The sequence below is a fragment of the Streptomyces sp. NBC_00247 genome, assembly GCF_036188265.1.
Classification (GTDB): domain Bacteria; phylum Actinomycetota; class Actinomycetes; order Streptomycetales; family Streptomycetaceae; genus Streptomyces.
In genome coordinates, this window is the sequence record NZ_CP108093.1 from 1,889,636 (window position 1) to 1,908,174 (window position 18,539).

Genomic DNA, 18,539 nt, shown 5'->3' on the forward strand with positions numbered 1-18,539 from the left:
GTCAGTTCCCTCCTGCGGTGCTGCGTACGGGTTCGGCGAGGGCGGCACCGGTCGTCGGCGCGCTCGGCGGCGTGGTCGTCGTGGTGGTGATGAAGGTCGCCTCGGCGGTCAGCGGGTGCGGGGCCGGGCGCGGGACCGTCCGCCGGGCACTCCGGCGGGGCCGTGCCGGGTGTGCCGCCCGCCGGTCGGTGTACGCCCACACCGCGACCGGGGAGAGCGCGACGGCCACGGCCAGCACGGCCCAGGTACGCATCGCCGCGTGCGTGTGGTGCAGGGGTACGGACGCGGCGAGCGAGACCAGCAGCACGGCGGCCCAGAAGAGGTGGACGCGGAAGGTGAGGAGCCGGTCCGGGCTGGTGGCGCCGCCCTTGGGCGTGACGACGAAGCGCCCGCTGGTCCGCAGCACGGCGGCGCCGAGGGACTTCAGGTAGATCGGCGCGCAGAGGGCGGACATCGCCATGCCGGCGATGCCGCCGGAGCCCTCCGGCTCGTGCGGCGAGACGTTGTGCCGCCGGTTCCAGAGGTAGAGCCCGATCTGGAGGGCCGCCGCGTCGCTGTGGAGCATCAGCCAGAGGGAGGCGGACACCTCGGTGCCGGAGGCGCCGAGCCAGAGGAAGAGCACGCAGCTGAACACCCCGAGCAGCCAGTTGACGGCGGTCATCGGGTAGTAGACGAGCATCAGGGTGTAGTTGAGGAGCCGGCCCGGCGGCAGCCGGAACAGCCCCCTGACGTACTGCCGCAGCAGCGTCTCGTACGTCCCGCGCGACCAGCGCAGCTGCTGGGTGAAGAAGTCGGTCCAGGAGGACGGGCCCTCACCGACGGCCAGCACGTCCGGCGTGTACACGGACCGCCAGTGGCGGCCGGTGAGCGGGTTGCGGCGGCGGTGGATCTCGAAGCCCGTCGCCATGTCCTCGGTGATCGAGTCGTACAGCCCGCCGGCCTGGCGCAGTGCGGCGATCCGGACGACGTTGTTGGTGCCGACGAACATGGGCGCCCCGTAGCGGTTGCCGGCGCGCTGGATCAGGGCGTGGAAGAGGAACTGCTGCGACTCGGCGGCCCTGGTGACGGCCGCGTCGTAGTTGCCGTAGACCTGCGGGCCGACGACGAAGGCGGTGTCGGGATCGCGGAACCAGCCCAGCATGCGCTCCAGGAAGTCGGGCAGCGGCACGTGGTCGGTGTCGACCGAGGCGAAGAACTCGTAGGCGTCGCCGTGCGCGTCGAGCCAGGCGTTGTAGTTGCCGTGTTTCGTCTTCGCCCGGTGGGTCCCCTCGGGGCGGTTCCACTCGGGGACGCCGCGCCGGGTGAAGTGGTGGACGCCGAGTTCCGCGCAGAGCGCCCTGGCCGCCGGATCGTCGCCCTCGTCGAGCAGCCAGACGTCCAGCGGTCCGTCGTGCCGGAGCCGTACGGCGGCCCGGAGGGTGGCGCGGAGCATGGAGAGGGGTTCCTTGCCCGGTACGTACGTGGTGACGAAGGCGACCTTGGTGCCGGATTCGGGGACGACGGGCACCGGGTCCCTGGCGACCATCGTGGCGTGCGCGACCGAGACGACGTTGACGAGCACGAAGAGTTCGATCAGCGCGATGGAGACGAGCATCGCGGTGTCGGCGGCGACGAGCCAGTGCTCGCCGTTCTCGCGCCGGGTCCAGTGCGTCGGCCAGACCAGATAGAGCAGGAGCAGCCCCGTGAGCACCGGGGCGAGGGTCATGAGGAGCACGGCGCGGACGCGCCGCTTCTCCGCCGCGAGGAGGCTCCGGTACCGGACCCGGTACGCCGGTCCTTCCGGTTCCGTGAGCGGACCCGCGAGCCGGGAGTGGGAGTCGTAGTCGTAGACCTCCGACCGCACCGTGCCTCCTATGTCGAACCGGTTTGTCTCACCACATAAGTGGATCTTTCGCAACGGGGCGACTCGACAGGGCCGAGTGAGGGGTTCGAGAGCGCGCGGCGCGGCGTGTCCCGGGCGGGTCGCACCCGGAACGGGAGGAGCCCCCCGCCGTGTTGCGGCGGGGGGCTCCTCGGGGGGACGGCGCGATGCGGGAACGGACGGGGCGTCAGGTGGCCAAGTACCGTTCCACGGTTTCGACCTTGGAGGTGAGTCCGTCGGTGACGCCGGGTCGGATGTCGGCCTTCAGCACGAGGGAGACACGTCCGGCACGGGCCTCGACGGCGGCGACGGCACGTTTGACGACGTCCATCACCTCGTCCCATTCACCCTCGATCGAGGTGAACATGGCGTCGGTGCGGTTGGGCAGTCCGGACTCGCGGACGACGCGCACGGCGTCGGCGACGTACTCGCCGACGTCCTCTCCGACACCGAGCGGAGAGACCGAGAAGGCGACGATCACGCGTTCACCGTGCCTTCGCGGCGGGCGCGGGCGGCGATGACGCCGTCCGTCTCGTACCGCTTGAGGAGCTTGTCGCCGTAGAGCCCGCCGAACGGCAGGAGGCAGAGCAGGAAGAAGAGGGCGACCCGCTTGACGGGCCACTTCGCCTTGATCCACACGTCGAGCAGGAAGAGGACGTAGATCACGAAAAGGAGACCGTGCAGGGCGCCCAGCGGCATCATCAGGAAGTCGATGTCGGAGACGCGGCTGAGGATCGATCCGAAGATGATCAGCGCCGGGAAGGAGAGCGCCTCGGGAATCGAGATGAGGCGCAGCCGGTGCAGGGCGGTAGCGGTCTTGATGTCCACGGGGGCACCTTCGGTGGGAGGGTCGTCACGGCTTGTGAACGCATGCACAAGCCGCCCCCATTGTGCACCGTCCGCCGGACCCTCCTGCCCCGGGGGCGTACGGGGAGGGTGGTGCGCGCGGGACGGGGCGTGGTCCGTGATCCTTTCCCGGACACTGGCCCGGGCGCCGTGCGGGCGGCTACCGTCGGTCCGTGGCGATGTTCCGACTCCAAGGCAGCAAGACGCTCGCCGTCGATCTGACGGGCGATGCCGTGAAGGCGAAGAACGGCTCGATGGTCGCGTACGACGGCCGGATGGCGTTCAAGAAACTGTCCGGCGGCGGTGAGGGCCTGCGCGGCATGGTGACCCGCAGGCTGACCGGCGAACAGATGACGGTGATGGAGGTGCAGGGGCAGGGCACCTGCTACTTCGCCGACCGGGCGAGCGAGATCAATCTCGTGTCGCTGCGCGGCGAGAAGCTGTGGGTGGAGGCGAGCAATCTGCTCTGCACGGACGCCGGTCTGCGCACCGGCACCAGCTTCACCGGGCTGCGCGGGGGCGCGACCGGAAACGGCCTGTTCACCACGACGGTGGAGGGCACCGGGCAGGCGGCGATCATGTCGGACGGTTCGGCGGTGGTGCTCCGGGTGACCCGGCAGTACCCGCTGAACGTCGACCCCGGCGCCTACATCGCCCACCAGGGCGACCTGCAGCAGCACTTCCAGTCCGGGGTGAGCTTCCGCACGTTCATGGGCGAGGGTTCCGGGGAGTCCTTCCAGATCCGCTTCGAGGGCGAGGGGCTCGTGTACGTGCAGCCCAGCGAGCGGAACACGATCGGGGGCGACGTCTGATGCCGTTCCGTGAGATCAACTCGAAGATGATCGAGGCGACGGTCGTCCCCGGTCAGAAGATGTACAGCCAGCGCGGCGCGATGCTCGCCTACCGGGGCGAGGTCTCCTTCACCCCGAACGTGCAGGGCGGCCAGGGCGGGCTGATGTCGATGATCGGCCGGCGGGTGGCGAACGAGGCGACCCCGCTGATGACGGTGGAGGGCAGCGGCACGGTGATGTTCGGCCACGGCGGCCACCACATCCAGGTGATCAACCTCGCGGGCGACACCCTCCACGTCGAGGCCGACCGGCTGCTGGCGTTCGACGGCACGCTCCAGCAGGGCACGATGTTCATGGGCTCGCAGGGCGGGGTGATGGGGATGGTGCGCGGCCAGGTGACCGGCCAGGGCCTGTTCACCACCACCCTCAAGGGGCACGGCGCGGTCGCGGTGATGGCCCACGGCGGCGTGATCGAGCTGCCGATCACGCCCGGCCGCGAGGTGCACGTGGACCCGCAGGCGTACGTCGCCCACCACGGGGACGTACGCAACAAGCTCTCCACCGCGCTCGGCTGGCGCGACATGGTGGGGCGCGGCTCGGGCGAGGCGTTCCAGCTGGAGCTCAGCGGCAGTGGTGCGGTGTACGTCCAGGCGTCGGAGGAGAAGCTGTGAGCACGCCCGTGATCTTCGATCCGACGACGCTGCCGTCGGACGACAACGTCAACGCGTACACCTTCTGCGTGGAGCTGAAGGGCAGTCAGTGGTTCCTCCAGAAGGGGAAGATGATCGCCTACTACGGGCGCATCGACTTCGACGGGGTGGGCAACGGCCGCTTCGACCGGCTGCTGCGGACGAGTTTCCACTCGCCGATGCACGCGAGCGACTGGGTGGTGGCCGAGGGCAGCGGCAAGATGCTGCTCGCGGACCGTGCCTTCGACGTCAACTCCTACGACCTCGACAACGGCAACCTCACGATCCGCTCCGGCAACCTGCTGGCCTTCCAGCCATCCCTGGCGCTGAAGCAGTCGATCGTGCCGGGGTTCCTCACGCTGATCGGTACGGGGAAGTTCGTGGCGGCCTCGAACGGGCCGGTGGTCTTCATGGAGCCGCCGCTGCGGGTGGACCCGCAGGCCCTGGTGGGCTGGGCGGACTGCCCGTCCCCGTGCCACCACTACGACCACGGGTACATGCGGGGCGTGATGGGCGGGCTGCGGTCTCTGACGGGGATCGGCGGGACGTCCGGCGAGGAGCACCAGTTCGAGTTCGTGGGTGCGGGGACGGTGCTGCTGCAGTCGACCGAGGTGCTGATGGCCGAGCAGTCGGTGGGCGCGGTTCCGGTGGAGGCGGGGGTCCCGGGCGGGGGCCGCCCCGGCGTCCCCGGCGGGGGTCAACCTGGGTCCGCACCCCGTCTCCCCGGCCAGCTGGGGGATCTCCAGCGTCGGTTCGGCCTGTGAGCGGTACTCTGCGGAGCGTGATTCCCAGGGGTACGCCCCGGGGCCCGGCCTTTCCCGTGCCCGTAGTGCGGCGCGTGCCGCGTGCGACCCGGCGGCCGGCGGCGGATGCCGGGGTGAGTGCCGGGAGTCACGCCCCCCACTTCGTCCGGCTTTCAACTTCTTAGGTAGAATCCATATATGGAGACCGAGACGGCCACACGCTGGCTGAGCGACGCGGAACAGCGTGCCTGGCGCACCCACCTGGACGTCAGCAGGCTGCTGACGCACCAGCTGGAGAAAGACCTCCAGCCGTTCGGCCTGACCATGAACGACTACGAGATCCTCGTCAACCTGTCCGAGGCCGAGGACCAGCGGCTGCGGATGAGCGACCTCGCGTCGCTCACCCTCCAGTCCAAGAGCAGGCTCTCGCACCAGATCACCCGGATGGAGACCGCCGGGCTGGTCCAGCGCGAGAACTGCGAGTCGGACCGGCGCGGACTCTTCGCGGTCCTCACCGACCTAGGCGGGGAGACGATGCGGAAGGTGGCGCCGTACCACGTCGCCTCCGTCCGCAAGCACTTCATGGACCTGCTGACCCCCGAGGCCCTGGCCGAACTGCACGCGGCCCTCACCCCGATCGCGGACCATCTGCGCGGACGGCGCGGCCGGCCGTGACCGCGGTCCGTACCGGGGGTGGCCCGCACGGCACCCCCGGTACGCGCGGCCCGTTCAGGGCGCTGCCGAGGTGACCCCCGCGACCAGTTCGTCGGCCGCGCCGTACGGGTCGAGCCGGCCCGCCACGATGCGTTCCGCCAGCGCTTCGAGCCGACGGTCGCCGTGCAGGTCGGCGATCCGCTCGCGCAGGGCGGTGACGGCGATCGTCTCCACCTCCCGGGCCGCCCGCGCGGTGCGCCGGGCGAGGAGCACCCCGTGCTCCTCCATCCACGCCCGGTGCTTCTCCAGCGCCTCGACCAGCTCGTCGACGCCCTCGCCCCGGGCGGCCACCGTCTTCACGATCGGGGGCCGCCAGTCACCAGGGCCCCGGGACTCCCCGAGGCCGAGCATGTGGTTCAGCTCCCGGACGGTGGCGTCCGCGCCGTCCCGGTCCGCTTTGTTGACCACGTACACGTCGCCGATCTCCAGGATTCCGGCCTTCGCCGCCTGGATGCCGTCGCCCATCCCCGGCGCGAGCATCACCACCGAGGTGTCGGCCTGTGAGGCGATCTCCACCTCGGACTGGCCCACCCCGACCGTCTCCACCAGCACCACGTCGCACCCCGCCGCGTCCAGCACCCGGACGGCCTGCGGCGCCGACCGGGCGAGGCCGCCCAGGTGGCCCCGGGTCGCCATGGACCGGATGTAGACCCCGGGGTCCGAGGCGTGGTCCGACATCCGCACCCGGTCGCCCAGCAGTGCCCCGCCGGAGAACGGCGAGGACGGGTCGACCGCGAGCACCCCGACCCGCTTGCCGGCCTTCCGGTACGCGGTGACCAGCGCCGAGGTGGAGGTGGACTTGCCGACCCCGGGCGAGCCGGTCAGCCCGACGACGTACGCGTGCCCGGCCAGCGGGGCCAACGCCGCCATCACCTCGCGCAGCTGCGGCGAGCCCCCCTCCACCAGCGAGATCAGCCGGGCGACGGCACGCGGCCCGCCCCGCCGTGCCTGTTCCACCAGGGTGGGGACGTCCACCATCACCGCTCCGTTCCTGTCACCGAGTACCGTGCCGCACCGCCGGGCCCGTGGGCCACCCGTACTGCTGCCGCGTCAGCGGCACTACTTGCCCGGTACGCGGATGATCAGCGCGTCGCCCTGACCGCCGCCGCCGCAGAGCGCCGCCGCACCGGTGCCGCCGCCGCGCCGCTTCAGCTCCAAGGCCAGGTGCAGCACCACGCGGGCGCCGGACATCCCGATCGGGTGGCCGAGCGCGATGGCCCCGCCGTTGACGTTGACCTTCTCCGAGGTGATGCCGAGGTCCTTCATGGACTGCACGGCGACGGCCGCGAACGCCTCGTTGATCTCCACGAGGTCCAGGTCGTCGACGGTCAGCCCTTCCTTCTTCAGGGCGTGCCGGATGGCGTTGGACGGCTGGGACTGGAGCGAGTTGTCCGGACCGGCCACGTTGCCGTGGGCGCCGATCTCGGCGATCCAGTCGAGCCCCAGCTCCTGGGCCTTCGCCTTGCTCATCACGACGACCGCGGCGGCACCGTCCGAGATCTGCGAGGAGGAACCGGCGGTGATCGTTCCGTTCTTGGCGAAGGCGGGACGGAGCCTGCCGAGCGACTCGGCGGTCGTCTCGGGCCGGATGCCCTCGTCCTCGGCGAAGAGCACCGGATCGCCCTTGCGCTGCGGGATCTCGACCGGGGTGATCTCGGCCTCGAAGGTTCCGTTCTTCCGGGCGGCGGCGGCGCGCTGGTGGGAGAGGGCGGCGATCTCGTCCTGCTCGGCGCGCTCCAGGCCAAGACGGGTGTTGTGCTTCTCGGTCGACTCGCCCATCGCGATGTTCTCGAAGGCGTCGGTCAGACCGTCGTACGCCATCGCGTCGAGCATCTCGATCGCGCCGTACTTGTATCCCTCGCGGGACTTCGGCAGCAGGTGCGGGGCGTTGGTCATGGACTCCTGGCCGCCGGCCACGACCACGTCGAACTCACCGGCGCGGATCAGCTGGTCCGCCAGCGCGATGGCGTCGAGCCCGGAGAGGCACACCTTGTTGACGGTGAGCGCGGGGACGTTCATCGGGATGCCCGCCTTGACGGCCGCCTGCCGGGCCGGGATCTGCCCCGCGCCGGCCTGGAGCACCTGGCCCATGATCACGTACTCGACCTGGTCGCCGCCGATGCCGGCCCGGTCCAGCGCCGCCTTGATGGCGAAGCCGCCGAGGTCCGCGCCGGAGAAGCTCTTCAGGGAGCCGAGCAGCCGGCCCATGGGCGTACGGGCGCCCGCGACGATCACTGAGGTGGTGGTACCTGTCGTTCCTGACATGGGCACGGCCCCTAAGGAGGTGAGGGTGGTTAACGAGGGTTGACTTGAAAATGTACTGAGGCGCCCACCGTCCGTCATCCGGCAGCGTGTGTGATCGCGCGCACCTTGCCAATCCTCCTCCCGGACGCTGCACTGGTCCCATGCTGACGCGAATCGACCACATCGGAATCGCTTGCTTCGACCTCGACAAGACGGTGGAGTTCTACCGCTCCACGTACGGCTTCGAGGTCCACCACTCGGAGATCAACGAAGAGCAGGGCGTGCGCGAGGCCATGCTGAGGATCAACGGCACCTCCGACGGCGGAGCCTCCTACCTCCAGCTGCTGGAGCCGACCCGGCCCGACTCGGCCGTCGGCAAGTGGCTGGAGAAGAACGGCGAGGGCGTCCACCACATCGCCTTCGGTACCGAGGACGTGGACCAGGACTCCTCGGACATCCGCGAGAAGGGGGTACGGGTCCTCTACGACGAGCCCCGCACCGGCTCCATGGGCTCCCGGATCACCTTCCTCCACCCGAAGGACTGCCACGGGGTCCTCACCGAACTGGTCACGTCCCGGACGGAGCACTGACCGCCGGATACCCGGCCCGGTAGAGTGGGCCGTTCCGGGCCGGGGCCGGGGCCGGGGCCGTGAAAACGTCCCTGTCGTTTGTCTGTCACCATTCCCCGGGGGGCCGCTCGCCGGCGGGCGGCCCTGTGTGGAGAGTTGCGACCAGGGGACGGATGGGACCGCGCAGTGCGGGGCTACGAACGCCAGGAGAGCCACCGAGCTGAAGACGACCACCTCTCGCGGTTCGAAGCCGAGATGGACCGGCTGAAAACCGACCGGGAGAAGGCCGTCCAGCACGCCGAGGACCTCGGTTACCAGGTCGAGGTCTTGCGAGCCAAGCTGCACGAAGCTCGGCGCAATCTCGCGACCCGTCCCGCCTACGGCGGCGCGGACCTGGGATACCAGGCCGAGCAGATGCTCCGTGACGCCCAGGTTCAGGCCGAGCAGGTGCGGGCCGACGCCGAGCGCGAGCTGCGCGACGCCCGGGCGCAGACCCAGCGCATCCTCCAGGAGCACGCGGAGCACCAGGCCCGGCTCCAGGCCGAACTCCACAACGAGGCGGTCCAGCGCCGCCAGCGCCTCGACCAGGAGCTGGCGGAACGCCGGCAGACCGTCGAGGCCCACGTCAACGAGAACGTTGCCTGGGCCGAGCAGTTGCGCGCCCGTACGGAGTCCCAGGCCCGCCGGCTCATGGAGGAGTCCCGGTCCGAGGCCGAGCAGTCCGTGAACGCCGCACGCGGCGAGGCCGCCCGGATCGCCGAGGAGACCCGCCAGCGGCTCGGCTCCGAGGCCGAGACCTCCCGCGCCGAGGCCGAGGCGATCCTGCTGCGCGCCCGCCGGGACGCCGAACGGATGCTGTCCACCGCCGCCGGCCAGGCGCAGGAGGCCACCCAGCACGCCGAGGAACTGCGGTCCACGACCACCGCCGAGGCCGACCGGGCCCGCCGGCAGGCCACCGACCTCCAGCGCTCCGCCGAACAGCACGCCCAGGAGGCCGAGACCCGGCTGCGCGAAGCGCGGCTGGAGGCGGAGAAACTCCTCTCCGAGGCCAAGGACGCCGCGTCGAAGACGCTGGCCGGGGCCGAATCGCAGAACGAACAGCGCACCCGCACCGCGAAGTCGGAGATCGCCCGCCTGGTCGGCGAAGCCACCAAGAACGCCGAGACCCTGAAGGAAGAGGCCGAGCGGGCCCTCGCCGACGCCCGCGCCGAGGCGGAGCGGCTCCTCGCCGAGGCCGCCGAGAAGGCGCGTACGGCGGCTGCCGAGGACACCGCCGCCCAGCTCGCCAAGGCCGCCCGCAGCGCCGAGGAGGTGCTGACCAAGGCATCCGAGGACGCGTCCTCCACCACCCGGGCCGCGGCGGAGGAGGCCGAGCGCATCCGCCGCGAGGCCGAGGCCGAGGCGGACCGGCTGCGCGGCGAGGCCGCCGAGCAGGCGGACCAGCTCAAGGGCGCGGCCGAGGAAGGCACCAAGGAGTACCGGGCCAAGACGGTCGAGCTCCAGGAAGAGGCCCGCCGGCTGCGCGGCGAGGCCGAGCAGCTGCGCTCCGAGGCGGTCGCCGAGGGCGAGCGCATCCGGGGCGAGGCCCGCCGCGAGGCCGTCCAGCAGATCGAGGAGGGTGCCCGCACCGCCGAGGAGCTGCTGACCAAGGCCAGGACGGACGCCGAGGAGCAGCGTGCCTCCGCCTCGGCCGAGAGCGAGCGGGTCCGCACCGAGGCCGGCGAGCGCTCGACGACCCTGCGCAAGCAGGCCGAGGAGTCCCTGGAGCGCGCCCGCGCCGAGGCCGAGGCCCTGCGCGCGGAGGCCGAGGAGCAGGCGGAGTCCACGAAGGCGGCGGCCGAGGAGGCCGCCGGCGAGCTGCGCGCCGAGACCGAACGTCAGGTGGCGGCCCGCGCCGAGGAGGCCGCGGCGGAGCTGGACCGGCTGCGCACCGACGCCGAGACCCGGGTCGCCTCCGCCGAGGAGGCCCTCGGTACGGCCCGCGCGGAGGCGGAGCGCCTCCGCCGCGAGACGGCCGAGGAGTCCGAGCGGCTGCGCGCCGAGGCCGCCGAGCGGCTGCGTACGCTCCAGGAGCAGGCCGAGGCGGAGGCGCAGCGGCTGCGCGACGAAGCCGCGGCCGACGCGGCGCAGTCGCGTGCGGAGGGCGAGACCGTCGCCGTACGGCTGCGTACCGAGGCGTCCACCGAGGCGGAGCGCCTCAAGTCCGAGGCGCAGGAGACCGCCGACCGGGTGCGGGCCGAGGCGGCTGCCGCCGCCGAGCGGGTCGCGGCCGAGGCGGCCGAGGCGCTGGAGGCCGCGCAGGAGGAGGCCAACCGGCGTCGCCGCACGGCCGAGGAGACCCTGGAGGCGGCCCGGGCCGAGGCCGGGCAGGAGCGCGAGCGGGCCCGCGAGCAGAGCGAGGAGCTCCTCGCGTCCGCCCGGACCCGGGTCGAGGATGCGCAGACCGAGGCGCAGCGCCTCGTCGGCGAGGCGGAGAGCCGGTCGGCCGAGATGGTCACCGCCGCCGAGCAGTCAGCCCAGCAGGTACGCGAATCGGTCGCCGGACTGCACGAGCAGGCCGAGACGGAGATCGCCGCGCAGCGCACGGCCGCCGAGCAGGAGGCCACGCGGACGCGGACCGAGGCGCGGGAGGAGGCGGACCGGCTGCGCGCCGACGCCGCCGCGGAGCGGGAGCGGGCCGGCGAGGACGCCAACCGCATCCGTCAGGTCGCGGCCGAGGAGTCGGACGCGGCGAAGGCGCTCGCCGAGCGGACCGTCACGGACGCCATCGCGGAGTCCGAGCGGCTGCGCGCGGAGGCCGCGGAGTACAGCCAGCGGGTACGTACCGAGGCGTCCGACGCCCTCACGTCCGCCGAGCAGGACGCCTCCCGGTCCCGTGCGGAGGCCCGCGAGGACGCCAACCGCATGCGGTCGGATGCGGCGGTGCAGGCCGACCGGCTGGTCGCGGAGGCGACGAGCGAGGGCGAGCGCATCCGTCAGGAGGCGACCGACTCGTCGAACCAGCTCGTCGGCGAGGCGACGAAGGAGGCCGAGCGGCGGCGTTCGGAGGCGGCGAAGACCGTGGCCTCGGCGCAGGAGCACGCGGCCCGCACCCGCGAGGAGTCCGCGAAGCTGCGGACCGACGCGGAGGAGGCGGCGGAGAAGCTCGGCAACGACGCCCGCGAGGAGGCCGAGCGGGTCCTGGACGAGGCGCGGCAGGCGGCGGCCAAGCGCCGGGCGGACGCGGCCGAGCAGGCGGACCAGCTGATCAACAAGGCGCGCGAGGAGGCTCTGCGCACCGCCACCGAGTCGGAGGCCCAGGCCGACACCATGGTCGACGCCGCCCGCAAGGAGGCCGTCCGGATCACCTCGGAGGCCACCGTCGAGGGCAACACCCTGGTGGAGCGGGCGCGCACCGACGCCGACGAGCTGCTGGTCGGCGCGCGGCGGGACGCCACCGCCACCCGGGAGCGCGCGGAGGAACACCGCACCCGGACGGAGGCCGAGGTCGAGGAGTTGCACGAGCGGGCCCGCCGGGAGACGTCCGAGCAGATGAAGACCGCCGGCGAGCGTGTCGACCATCTGATGAAGGTGGCCACCGAGCAGCGCGACGAGGCGGAGAAGAGGGCCAAGGAGCTGCTGTCGGACGCGAATTCGGAGGCCGGCAAGGTCCGGATCGCGGCGGTCAAGCGCGCGGAGTCCCTGCTCAAGGAGGCGGAGGCCAAGAAGGCGGAGCTCATCCGCGAGGCCGAGAAGCTGCGGGCCGAGGCCGAGGCCGAGGCGAAGCGTACGGTGGACGAGGGACAGCGGGAACTCGACGTCCTCGTGCGCAGGCGCGCGGACATCAATACGGAGATCTCCCGTGTCCAGGACGTGCTGGAGGCGTTGGAGTCTTTCGAGGTTCCGGCAGGAGGCGGGAAGGCCGCCGGCGGGGGAACTCTCGGGGGCGGCATCAAGGCCGCCGCCGGCGCGGGCACCCGGGCGGGCGGCAAGCAGACGGAGGGCTGAGGGGCTGTCGGGGACGGGTGCCGGGGTGCGCGACCGGCGTTCCCGGCCACCCTGGAGAGTGATCAGCGTCCCATGGGTCCGCCACCCGAAAGAGGTGTCATTCTCCAGATCAAACTGGTATCTCCACGCTGACACGCCGCTTTGGCCCCTAGGATTCCCTCTATCACCTCACCGGTCTCATTCGACAGGAAACCCATGAGCGACCCCTCTTCCCCCTTCGGCTTCGAGCTCGTGCGACGTGGTTACGACCGCGGTCAGGTGGACGACCGCATCACCAAGCTCGTCGCCGACCGTGATAGTGCGCTCGCGCGCATCACCTCCCTGGAGAAGCGCATCGAGGAGCTCCACCTCGAAACGCAGAACGCCCAGGCCCAGGTGAGCGACGCCGAGCCCTCCTACGCCGGCCTCGGTGCCCGCGTCGAGAAGATCCTCCGCCTCGCCGAGGAGGAGGCCAAGGACCTGCGCGAAGAGGCCCGCCGTGCCGCCGAGCAGCACCGCGAGCTGGCCGAGTCGGCCGCCCAGCAGGTGCGCAACGACGCGGAGAACTTCGCCGCCGAGCGCAAGGCGAAGGCCGAGGACGACGGGATCCGCATCGTCGACAAGGCCAAGGGCGAGGCGACCACGCTGCGCACCGAGGCGCAGAAGGACGCGCAGCAGAAGCGCGAGGAGGCGGACGCCCTCTTCGAGGAGACCCGCGCCAAGGCCGCCCAGGCCGCCGCGGACTTCGAGACCAACCTGGCCAAGCGCCGCGACCAGTCGGAGCGCGACCTCGCGTCCCGTCAGGCCAAGGCCGAGAAGCGGCTCGCGGAGATCGAGCACCGCGCGGAGCAGCTCCGCCTGGAGGCCGAGAAGCTCCGTACGGACGCCGAGCGCCGGGCCCGCCAGACGGTGGAGACCGCGCAGCGCCAGTCCGAGGACATCGTGGCCGACGCGAACGCCAAGGCCGACCGCATCCGCAGCGAGTCGGAGCGCGAGCTGGCGGCGCTCACCAACCGCCGCGACTCGATCAACGCCCAGCTGACCAACGTCCGCGAGATGCTGGCGACGCTGACCGGCGCGGCCGTGGCCGCCGCCTCCTCCCCGGTGGAGGACGAGCCCGCCACCCGTGGTGTCCCGGCCCAGCAGACCCGCTGACGCCGCCTCACACCCTCGGCCCACCTTCGTGCGCCCGGTTCCGCCTTTGTGGTGGCGCCGGGCGCGCGGCCGTTCTAGCGTGAACGCATGATCGAGCTCGAAGGACTGACCAAGCGCTACGGCCAGAAGGTCGCCGTCGACGCCTTGTCCTGCCGGATCAGACCCGGAATGGTCACCGGCTTCCTCGGCCCGAACGGCGCGGGCAAGTCCACCACGATGCGGATGATGCTCGATCTGGACAACCCGACCAGTGGTTCGGTGCGCATCGACGGCAAGCGGTACCGCGAGCTGGACGAGCCGCTGAAGTACATCGGGGCGCTGCTCGACGCCAAGTCGATGCACGGCGGTCGGAGCGCGTACAACAACCTGCTCTGCCTGGCCCAGAGCAACCGCATCCCCGCCTCGCGGGTCGCCGAGGTACTGGACACGGTCGGGCTGAGCGCGGTGGCGAAGAAGAAGTCGAAGGGCTTCTCGCTGGGCATGGGGCAGCGGCTCGGCATCGCCTCGGCGCTGCTGGGCGATCCGCAGATCCTGATGTTCGACGAGCCGGTCAACGGCCTCGACCCCGAGGGCATCCACTGGATCCGGAACCTGATGCGCGCGCTCGCCGCCGAGGGCCGGACGATCTTCGTCTCCTCGCACCTGATGAGCGAGATGGCGCTGACGGCGGACCACCTGATCGTGATCGGTCAGGGTCGGCTGCTCGCCGACACGTCGATGGCGGACTTCATCCACCAGAACTCACGGAGTTACGTGCGGCTGCGCTCCCCGGATCAGGAGCGGTTGCGCGACGCGCTCGCCGCCGGCGGCTTCACCCCGGTCGAGGCGGGGGACGGCACCCTGGAGGTCGACGGCGCGACGAGCGAGCAGCTCGGTGAGCTGGCCGCCCGACATCAGCTCGTCCTCCACGAACTGAGCCCGCAACGGGCCTCGTTGGAGGAGGCGTTCATGCAGATGACGGCGGGTTCGGTGGAGTACCACGCGCACGGCGACGCCGAGGTCCCCGGCGGCGCGACCGGTGCGGGCGCGGTCCTCCCGGGGGCGGCCGGCGGTCCCGGGCAGGGCAGCGGTCCCGGACAGCCCGGTCCCGGACAGCCCGGCGGGCGCTGGGGTGCCGGCTGGAACGACACCGGCGGCGGAGCCGGTGCCCGCAACGACGGCAAGGGGGTGTGACCGATGGCATCGGTACCCGCGGTCCTGACCTCCGAGTGGACGAAGATCCGCACGGTCTCGTCCACCACGTGGACGCTCATTTCGGCCTTCGTCGTCACGGTGGCCATGGGAGCCGCCCTGAGCGCGCTGTTCAGGTCGCGGTTCGACGACCTCGACGCCACGGAACGGGCAACCTTCGACCCCACCTTCGTCAGCTTCTCGGGAATGATCCTCGGCCAGCTCGCGATGGTCGTCTTCGGCGTACTGGTGGTCGGTACGGAGTACAGCTCCGGGATGATCCGTACCTCGCTGGCGGCCGTGCCCCGGCGCGGCACGCTCCTCTTCAGCAAGATCGCGGTGGCCGGGGCGCTCGCCCTGGTCGTCGGGCTGATCACCAGCTTCATCGCCTTCCTTCTCGGGCAGGCGCTGCTCGGTGATCACGGCACGGACCTCGGCGCGGACAACGTGCTGCGCGCGGTGGTCGGCGGTGGCCTCTACATGGGCCTCATCGCGGTCTTCTCGATGGGCGTGGCCGCGATGCTGCGGAGCTCGATGCTCTCGCTGGGCATCCTGATGCCGTTCTTCTTCCTCGTCTCGCAGATCCTGTCCTCGGTCCCGGGCGCCAAGACGGTGGCCCGCTACTTCCCCGACCAGGCCGGCTCCAAGATCATGCAGGTGGTCCCGGACGCGATGGGCAGCGACAAGGCGCCGTACGGGCCGTGGGCCGGACTGGGCATCATGCTGATCTGGGTGGTCGCGGCGCTGGTGGGTGGCTACCTCGTGCTCCGGAAGCGGGACGCGTAAGGGCGGAAGAGGAGCGGAGACTCGCGGACGCGGACACTCGCGGACACGGAGACTCGCGGACACCGAGACTCGCGGACACCGAGGCCCACGGCCCTGGAGCTTCGGCCCTCCGGGAGACAGCCCTTATGTGCCCGCCGTCGCCCCGGTCGCCCGGCGCGAGCGGGCGGGCGCGGAAGAGGGCGGGAAGCCGTGCACGGCGGGCCGGCACGGGACACGCACGCCCGTGCGGCCTTGCCACGCGCCGCTCGACAGATCGGTGGTGGCTTCGCCGGAACCGTCCGGGCCTGGTTATCCTCCTCACTCACACGGGGGTATGCGGCCGAGCGGGCCGGGCCCCGACGACGGATGAGTCGATGGGGCAGGGAATGATCGAGGCAGTCGGCCTGACCAAGCGTTACGGCGCACAGACGGCCGTGGACAACCTCTCCTTCCGGATCAGGCCGGGAGTGGTCACGGGCTTCCTCGGCCCGAACGGCTCGGGCAAGTCCACCACCATGCGGATGATGCTCGGGCTCGACCGGCCGACCTCCGGCCATGTGACGATCGGCGGTCACTCCTACCCGAGCCTGCCGAACGCGCCGCGCCAGGTGGGCGCGCTGCTGGACGCGAAGGCGGTGCACGGCGGGCGCAGCGCCCGCAACCACCTGTTGTCGCTGGCCCAGCTGGCCGGTATCCCGGCCGCCCGGGTCGACGAGGTGCTCGGCGTGGTGGGCCTGCGCGAGGTGGCCCACCGGCGTTCCCGGGGCTACTCGCTCGGGATGGGACAGCGGCTCGGCATCGCGGCGGCGCTGCTGGGCGATCCGCAGGTTCTGCTCTTCGACGAACCGGTCAACGGTCTCGACCCGGAGGGAATCCTCTGGGTCCGCAACCTGATGAAGGCGCTGGCGGCCGAGGGCCGTACGGTCTTCGTCTCCAGCCACCTGATGAGCGAGATGGCCCTGACGGCGGACCATCTGATCGTGATCGGTCGCGGCAGGCTGCTCTCCGACATGAGCATCAAGGAGTTCATCTCGGTCAACTCCGCCGACTTCGCACGGATCAGGGTGGCCGAGGACGCGCCGGAGTCCCGCGAGAAGCTGACCGGCGCCCTGACGGGGGCGGGCGGACGGGTGCTGTCCGAGCCGGACGGAGCACTGCGGGTGACCGGGCTGCCGCTGCCGCGGATCAGCGACCTCGCGCACGGGGCCGACGTGCGGCTGTGGGAACTGTCGCCGCACCAGGCCTCCCTGGAGGAGGCGTACATGCGGATGACGCAGCACGTCGTGGACTACCGTTCCACGGACGACGCGAAGGCGGGGCTCCGGCCGCCCACGCCTTCGTACACCGTCCCGCAGCCCGCCCCGAGTCCCCCCGGGTACGGGCAGTCGCCGGTGACGCAGCAGTGGTACGCGCCCGCGCCGCCCGGCCAGAATCCGTACGCCACCGACGGGACGGCCGCCCCGGTCGCCCCGGCGCAGGGCGTGCCCGCCCCGGTCGCGCCCGCGCCGACTAACCCCGCCCCCGCCCCCGCCCCCGCCGAGCAGAAGACCAGCGAGGACTCCCGATGACGACGCCGGCCACACCACCGCTGCCCCCGGCCGAACCGCACCCCGGTCCGGGTCCCGCCTTCCACAGACCGGCCGTTCCCGGCGGAATTCCGCGACTGAGCGACTACGTCTCGCCGATCCCGGTCCGCCCGGCCACCTTCGGCGACGCGCTGGCCTCCGAGTGGACGAAGATCCGCTCGGTGCGCTCCACGATGTGGACGCTCGGCACCATGGTCGCGCTGCTGCTGGGCATCGGTCTGCTCGTCGCCTTCGGGGTGAACGCGGCGAGCGATTCGGGCGCCGGGGAGGCGGGCGGAGAGGTGCTGAGCCTCGGCTTCTTCGGGGTGCTGCTCGGCTCGATCTGCGTGATCACGCTCGGCGTGCTGACCATCGCCTCGGAGTTCGGCACCGGCATGATCCGCACGACGCTGACGGCGTGCCCGAGCCGGAGCCGGGTGCTCATGGCGAAGGCGTCCGTCTTCTTCCTGCTGGTCTTCGTCCTCACCACGGTGACGGCGGCCGTCGTGGCCATGCTCCAGACGGCCATTCTCGGCGGCGGTTCCTCCGCCTCGGGGGCCGACTGGATGCGGGCCACGGTCGGGGTCGGGCTCTACACCGCGCTGCTGGGGCTGCTCTCACTCGGTATCGGCACGATCGTCCGGCACTCGGCCGGGGCGATCACCATCATGATCGGGGTGGTGCTGCTGCCGCTCGTGCTGGCCCTGTTCATGGCCGTGGACCAGCTGAACAGGCTCCGGGAGCTGCTCTTCGAGTACTCCGTCCCCAGCCAGATCGCCGCACTCTACGACTCCTCGATCACCGACTCCGGACCGTCCGGCTGGGACCCGGTGGCGATCATGTTCCTGCTGACCGCCGCCGTCCTGCTCGTCGCCAACCTGGCGCTGAACCGGCGCGACGTCTGACGCACCGCCGCCACGCCCGCGCGCGGGTCAGTGGCGCGGGGCGTTCCGGGACCGCTGCACCCGTGTGGTGCGGCGGTCCTTCGCGTTCCAGCACGCCTTGTGCCAGTGCCGCCGGTCGTCGATGCCGCCGTACTCCGGCCACGCCACCAGGTGCGGCACGCCGGACGGGATCTCCTGGTCGCAGCCGGGGCAGCGGTAGCGCTTGCCCTGCGCACTCGCGCCGGCCACCGGGCGCACCGACCACTCCTCGCCCTGCCAGCTCTCGGTGGCCTGGCCGCCGCCGTACCGGTCCCCCGTGAGGCTCGCGTCGGCGGACGGGCTTTCGCCGCTCTTGGGGCGGTTGCGGCGCGGAGACACGGGACACCTCACGGGGCTGCGGCGGGACAGGGACTTCCAGCCTAAGGGGGTGGGGGGACCGAGGGGGGACGCCGGTACGCCTCCACCGGCCGCGTGCGCGTGACGGGCGCGGAGGCGGGCAACGGAGGTAGTTACCGGAAAATCGCAACATTTTCTCCCCGGCCCGTGCCTTTGGCACGTGTCAGGCGTTGATGCCGGT

17 protein-coding genes are annotated in these 18,539 nt (G+C 71.8%); 11 read left to right on the top strand and 6 right to left on the bottom strand.

All coding sequences use genetic code 11. The features are described from left to right. Position 1 precedes the first annotated feature (1 nt). The 3 genes from OHT52_RS07620 to OHT52_RS07630 all read right to left on the bottom strand — a co-directional run bounded on the left by OHT52_RS07620 (position 2) and on the right by OHT52_RS07630 (position 2,689). The gene (locus OHT52_RS07620) at positions 2-1,843 is read right to left on the bottom strand and encodes a glycosyltransferase family 2 protein (protein ID WP_328719376.1); all 1,842 of its coding nucleotides are present in this window, start codon (positions 1,841-1,843) and stop codon (positions 2-4) included. A 205-nt stretch (positions 1,844-2,048) separates the two neighbouring features. Next, entirely contained in the window at positions 2,049-2,342 is a 294-nt protein-coding gene (locus OHT52_RS07625; RefSeq protein ID WP_266709201.1) for an MTH1187 family thiamine-binding protein, read from the bottom strand. After that, entirely contained in the window at positions 2,339-2,689 is a 351-nt protein-coding gene (locus OHT52_RS07630) for a DUF3817 domain-containing protein (RefSeq protein ID WP_266709199.1), read from the bottom strand. The genes OHT52_RS07625 and OHT52_RS07630 overlap by 4 nt, the downstream gene beginning before the upstream one ends. A 197-nt stretch (positions 2,690-2,886) precedes the next feature. Between OHT52_RS07630 and OHT52_RS07635 the strand changes: the two genes are divergently transcribed. The 4 genes from OHT52_RS07635 to OHT52_RS07650 all read left to right on the top strand — a co-directional run bounded on the left by OHT52_RS07635 (position 2,887) and on the right by OHT52_RS07650 (position 5,605). Next, entirely contained in the window at positions 2,887-3,519 is a 633-nt protein-coding gene (locus tag OHT52_RS07635) for an AIM24 family protein (RefSeq protein WP_328723647.1), read from the top strand. Beyond that, positions 3,519-4,169 carry an AIM24 family protein gene (locus OHT52_RS07640; protein ID WP_328719377.1) on the top strand — a complete coding sequence of 217 codons (651 nt, stop codon included), beginning with the start codon at positions 3,519-3,521 and terminating at the stop codon, positions 4,167-4,169. Before OHT52_RS07635 ends, OHT52_RS07640 begins: the two co-directional genes overlap by 1 nt. After that, positions 4,166-4,951, top strand: coding sequence for an AIM24 family protein (locus tag OHT52_RS07645; protein ID WP_328719378.1), 786 nt, complete (start codon positions 4,166-4,168; stop codon positions 4,949-4,951). Before OHT52_RS07640 ends, OHT52_RS07645 begins: the two co-directional genes overlap by 4 nt. Before the next feature lie 177 nt (positions 4,952-5,128). Further along, complete coding sequence (locus OHT52_RS07650) at positions 5,129-5,605, top strand: MarR family winged helix-turn-helix transcriptional regulator (protein ID WP_328719379.1); 477 nt, start codon at positions 5,129-5,131, stop codon at positions 5,603-5,605. A 54-nt stretch (positions 5,606-5,659) separates the two neighbouring features. Here the strand turns inward: OHT52_RS07650 and meaB are convergent, their stop codons facing one another. Both meaB and OHT52_RS07660 read right to left on the bottom strand, forming a co-directional pair. Beyond that, positions 5,660-6,622 (bottom strand): methylmalonyl Co-A mutase-associated GTPase MeaB, encoded by a 963-nt coding sequence (gene meaB, locus OHT52_RS07655; RefSeq protein ID WP_328719380.1) that lies wholly within the window; start codon positions 6,620-6,622, stop codon positions 5,660-5,662. Between the two features lie 81 nt (positions 6,623-6,703). Then, positions 6,704-7,909: an acetyl-CoA C-acetyltransferase gene (locus tag OHT52_RS07660; RefSeq protein ID WP_328719381.1), complete on the bottom strand. Its 1,206-nt coding sequence runs from the start codon at positions 7,907-7,909 to the stop codon at positions 6,704-6,706. 140 nt (positions 7,910-8,049) lie between these two features. Here OHT52_RS07660 and mce point away from each other — a divergent pair, with 140 nt between their 5' ends. The 7 genes from mce (at position 8,050) to OHT52_RS07695 (ending at position 17,983) form a co-directional block, all read left to right on the top strand. Continuing rightward, complete coding sequence (mce, locus tag OHT52_RS07665) at positions 8,050-8,478, top strand: methylmalonyl-CoA epimerase (RefSeq protein WP_328719382.1); 429 nt, start codon at positions 8,050-8,052, stop codon at positions 8,476-8,478. 165 nt (positions 8,479-8,643) lie between these two features. Continuing rightward, complete coding sequence (gene scy / locus OHT52_RS07670) at positions 8,644-12,444, top strand: polarized growth protein Scy (RefSeq protein ID WP_328719383.1); 3,801 nt, start codon at positions 8,644-8,646, stop codon at positions 12,442-12,444. Between the two features lie 195 nt (positions 12,445-12,639). After that, positions 12,640-13,578 carry a cellulose-binding protein gene (locus OHT52_RS07675; protein WP_328719384.1) on the top strand — a complete coding sequence of 313 codons (939 nt, stop codon included), beginning with the start codon at positions 12,640-12,642 and terminating at the stop codon, positions 13,576-13,578. An 87-nt stretch (positions 13,579-13,665) separates the two neighbouring features. Further along, a complete protein-coding gene (locus tag OHT52_RS07680; RefSeq protein ID WP_328719385.1) occupies positions 13,666-14,751 on the top strand; it encodes an ATP-binding cassette domain-containing protein in 1,086 nt (361 codons plus the stop codon). Positions 14,752-14,754: 3 nt separating this feature from the next. Beyond that, a complete protein-coding gene (locus OHT52_RS07685; protein WP_328719386.1) occupies positions 14,755-15,534 on the top strand; it encodes an ABC transporter permease subunit in 780 nt (259 codons plus the stop codon). Positions 15,535-15,899: 365 nt separating this feature from the next. Continuing rightward, entirely contained in the window at positions 15,900-17,081 is a 1,182-nt protein-coding gene (locus tag OHT52_RS07690; protein WP_328719387.1) for an ABC transporter ATP-binding protein, read from the top strand. Beyond that, a complete protein-coding gene (locus OHT52_RS07695; RefSeq protein WP_328719388.1) occupies positions 17,078-17,983 on the top strand; it encodes an ABC transporter permease subunit in 906 nt (301 codons plus the stop codon). The genes OHT52_RS07690 and OHT52_RS07695 overlap by 4 nt, the downstream gene beginning before the upstream one ends. Positions 17,984-18,010: 27 nt before the next feature. On the opposite strand, the gene OHT52_RS07700 is transcribed toward OHT52_RS07695, so the two are convergent. Beyond that, positions 18,011-18,340 carry an ATP/GTP-binding protein gene (locus OHT52_RS07700; protein WP_328719389.1) on the bottom strand — a complete coding sequence of 110 codons (330 nt, stop codon included), beginning with the start codon at positions 18,338-18,340 and terminating at the stop codon, positions 18,011-18,013. Positions 18,341-18,539 lie beyond the last annotated feature (199 nt).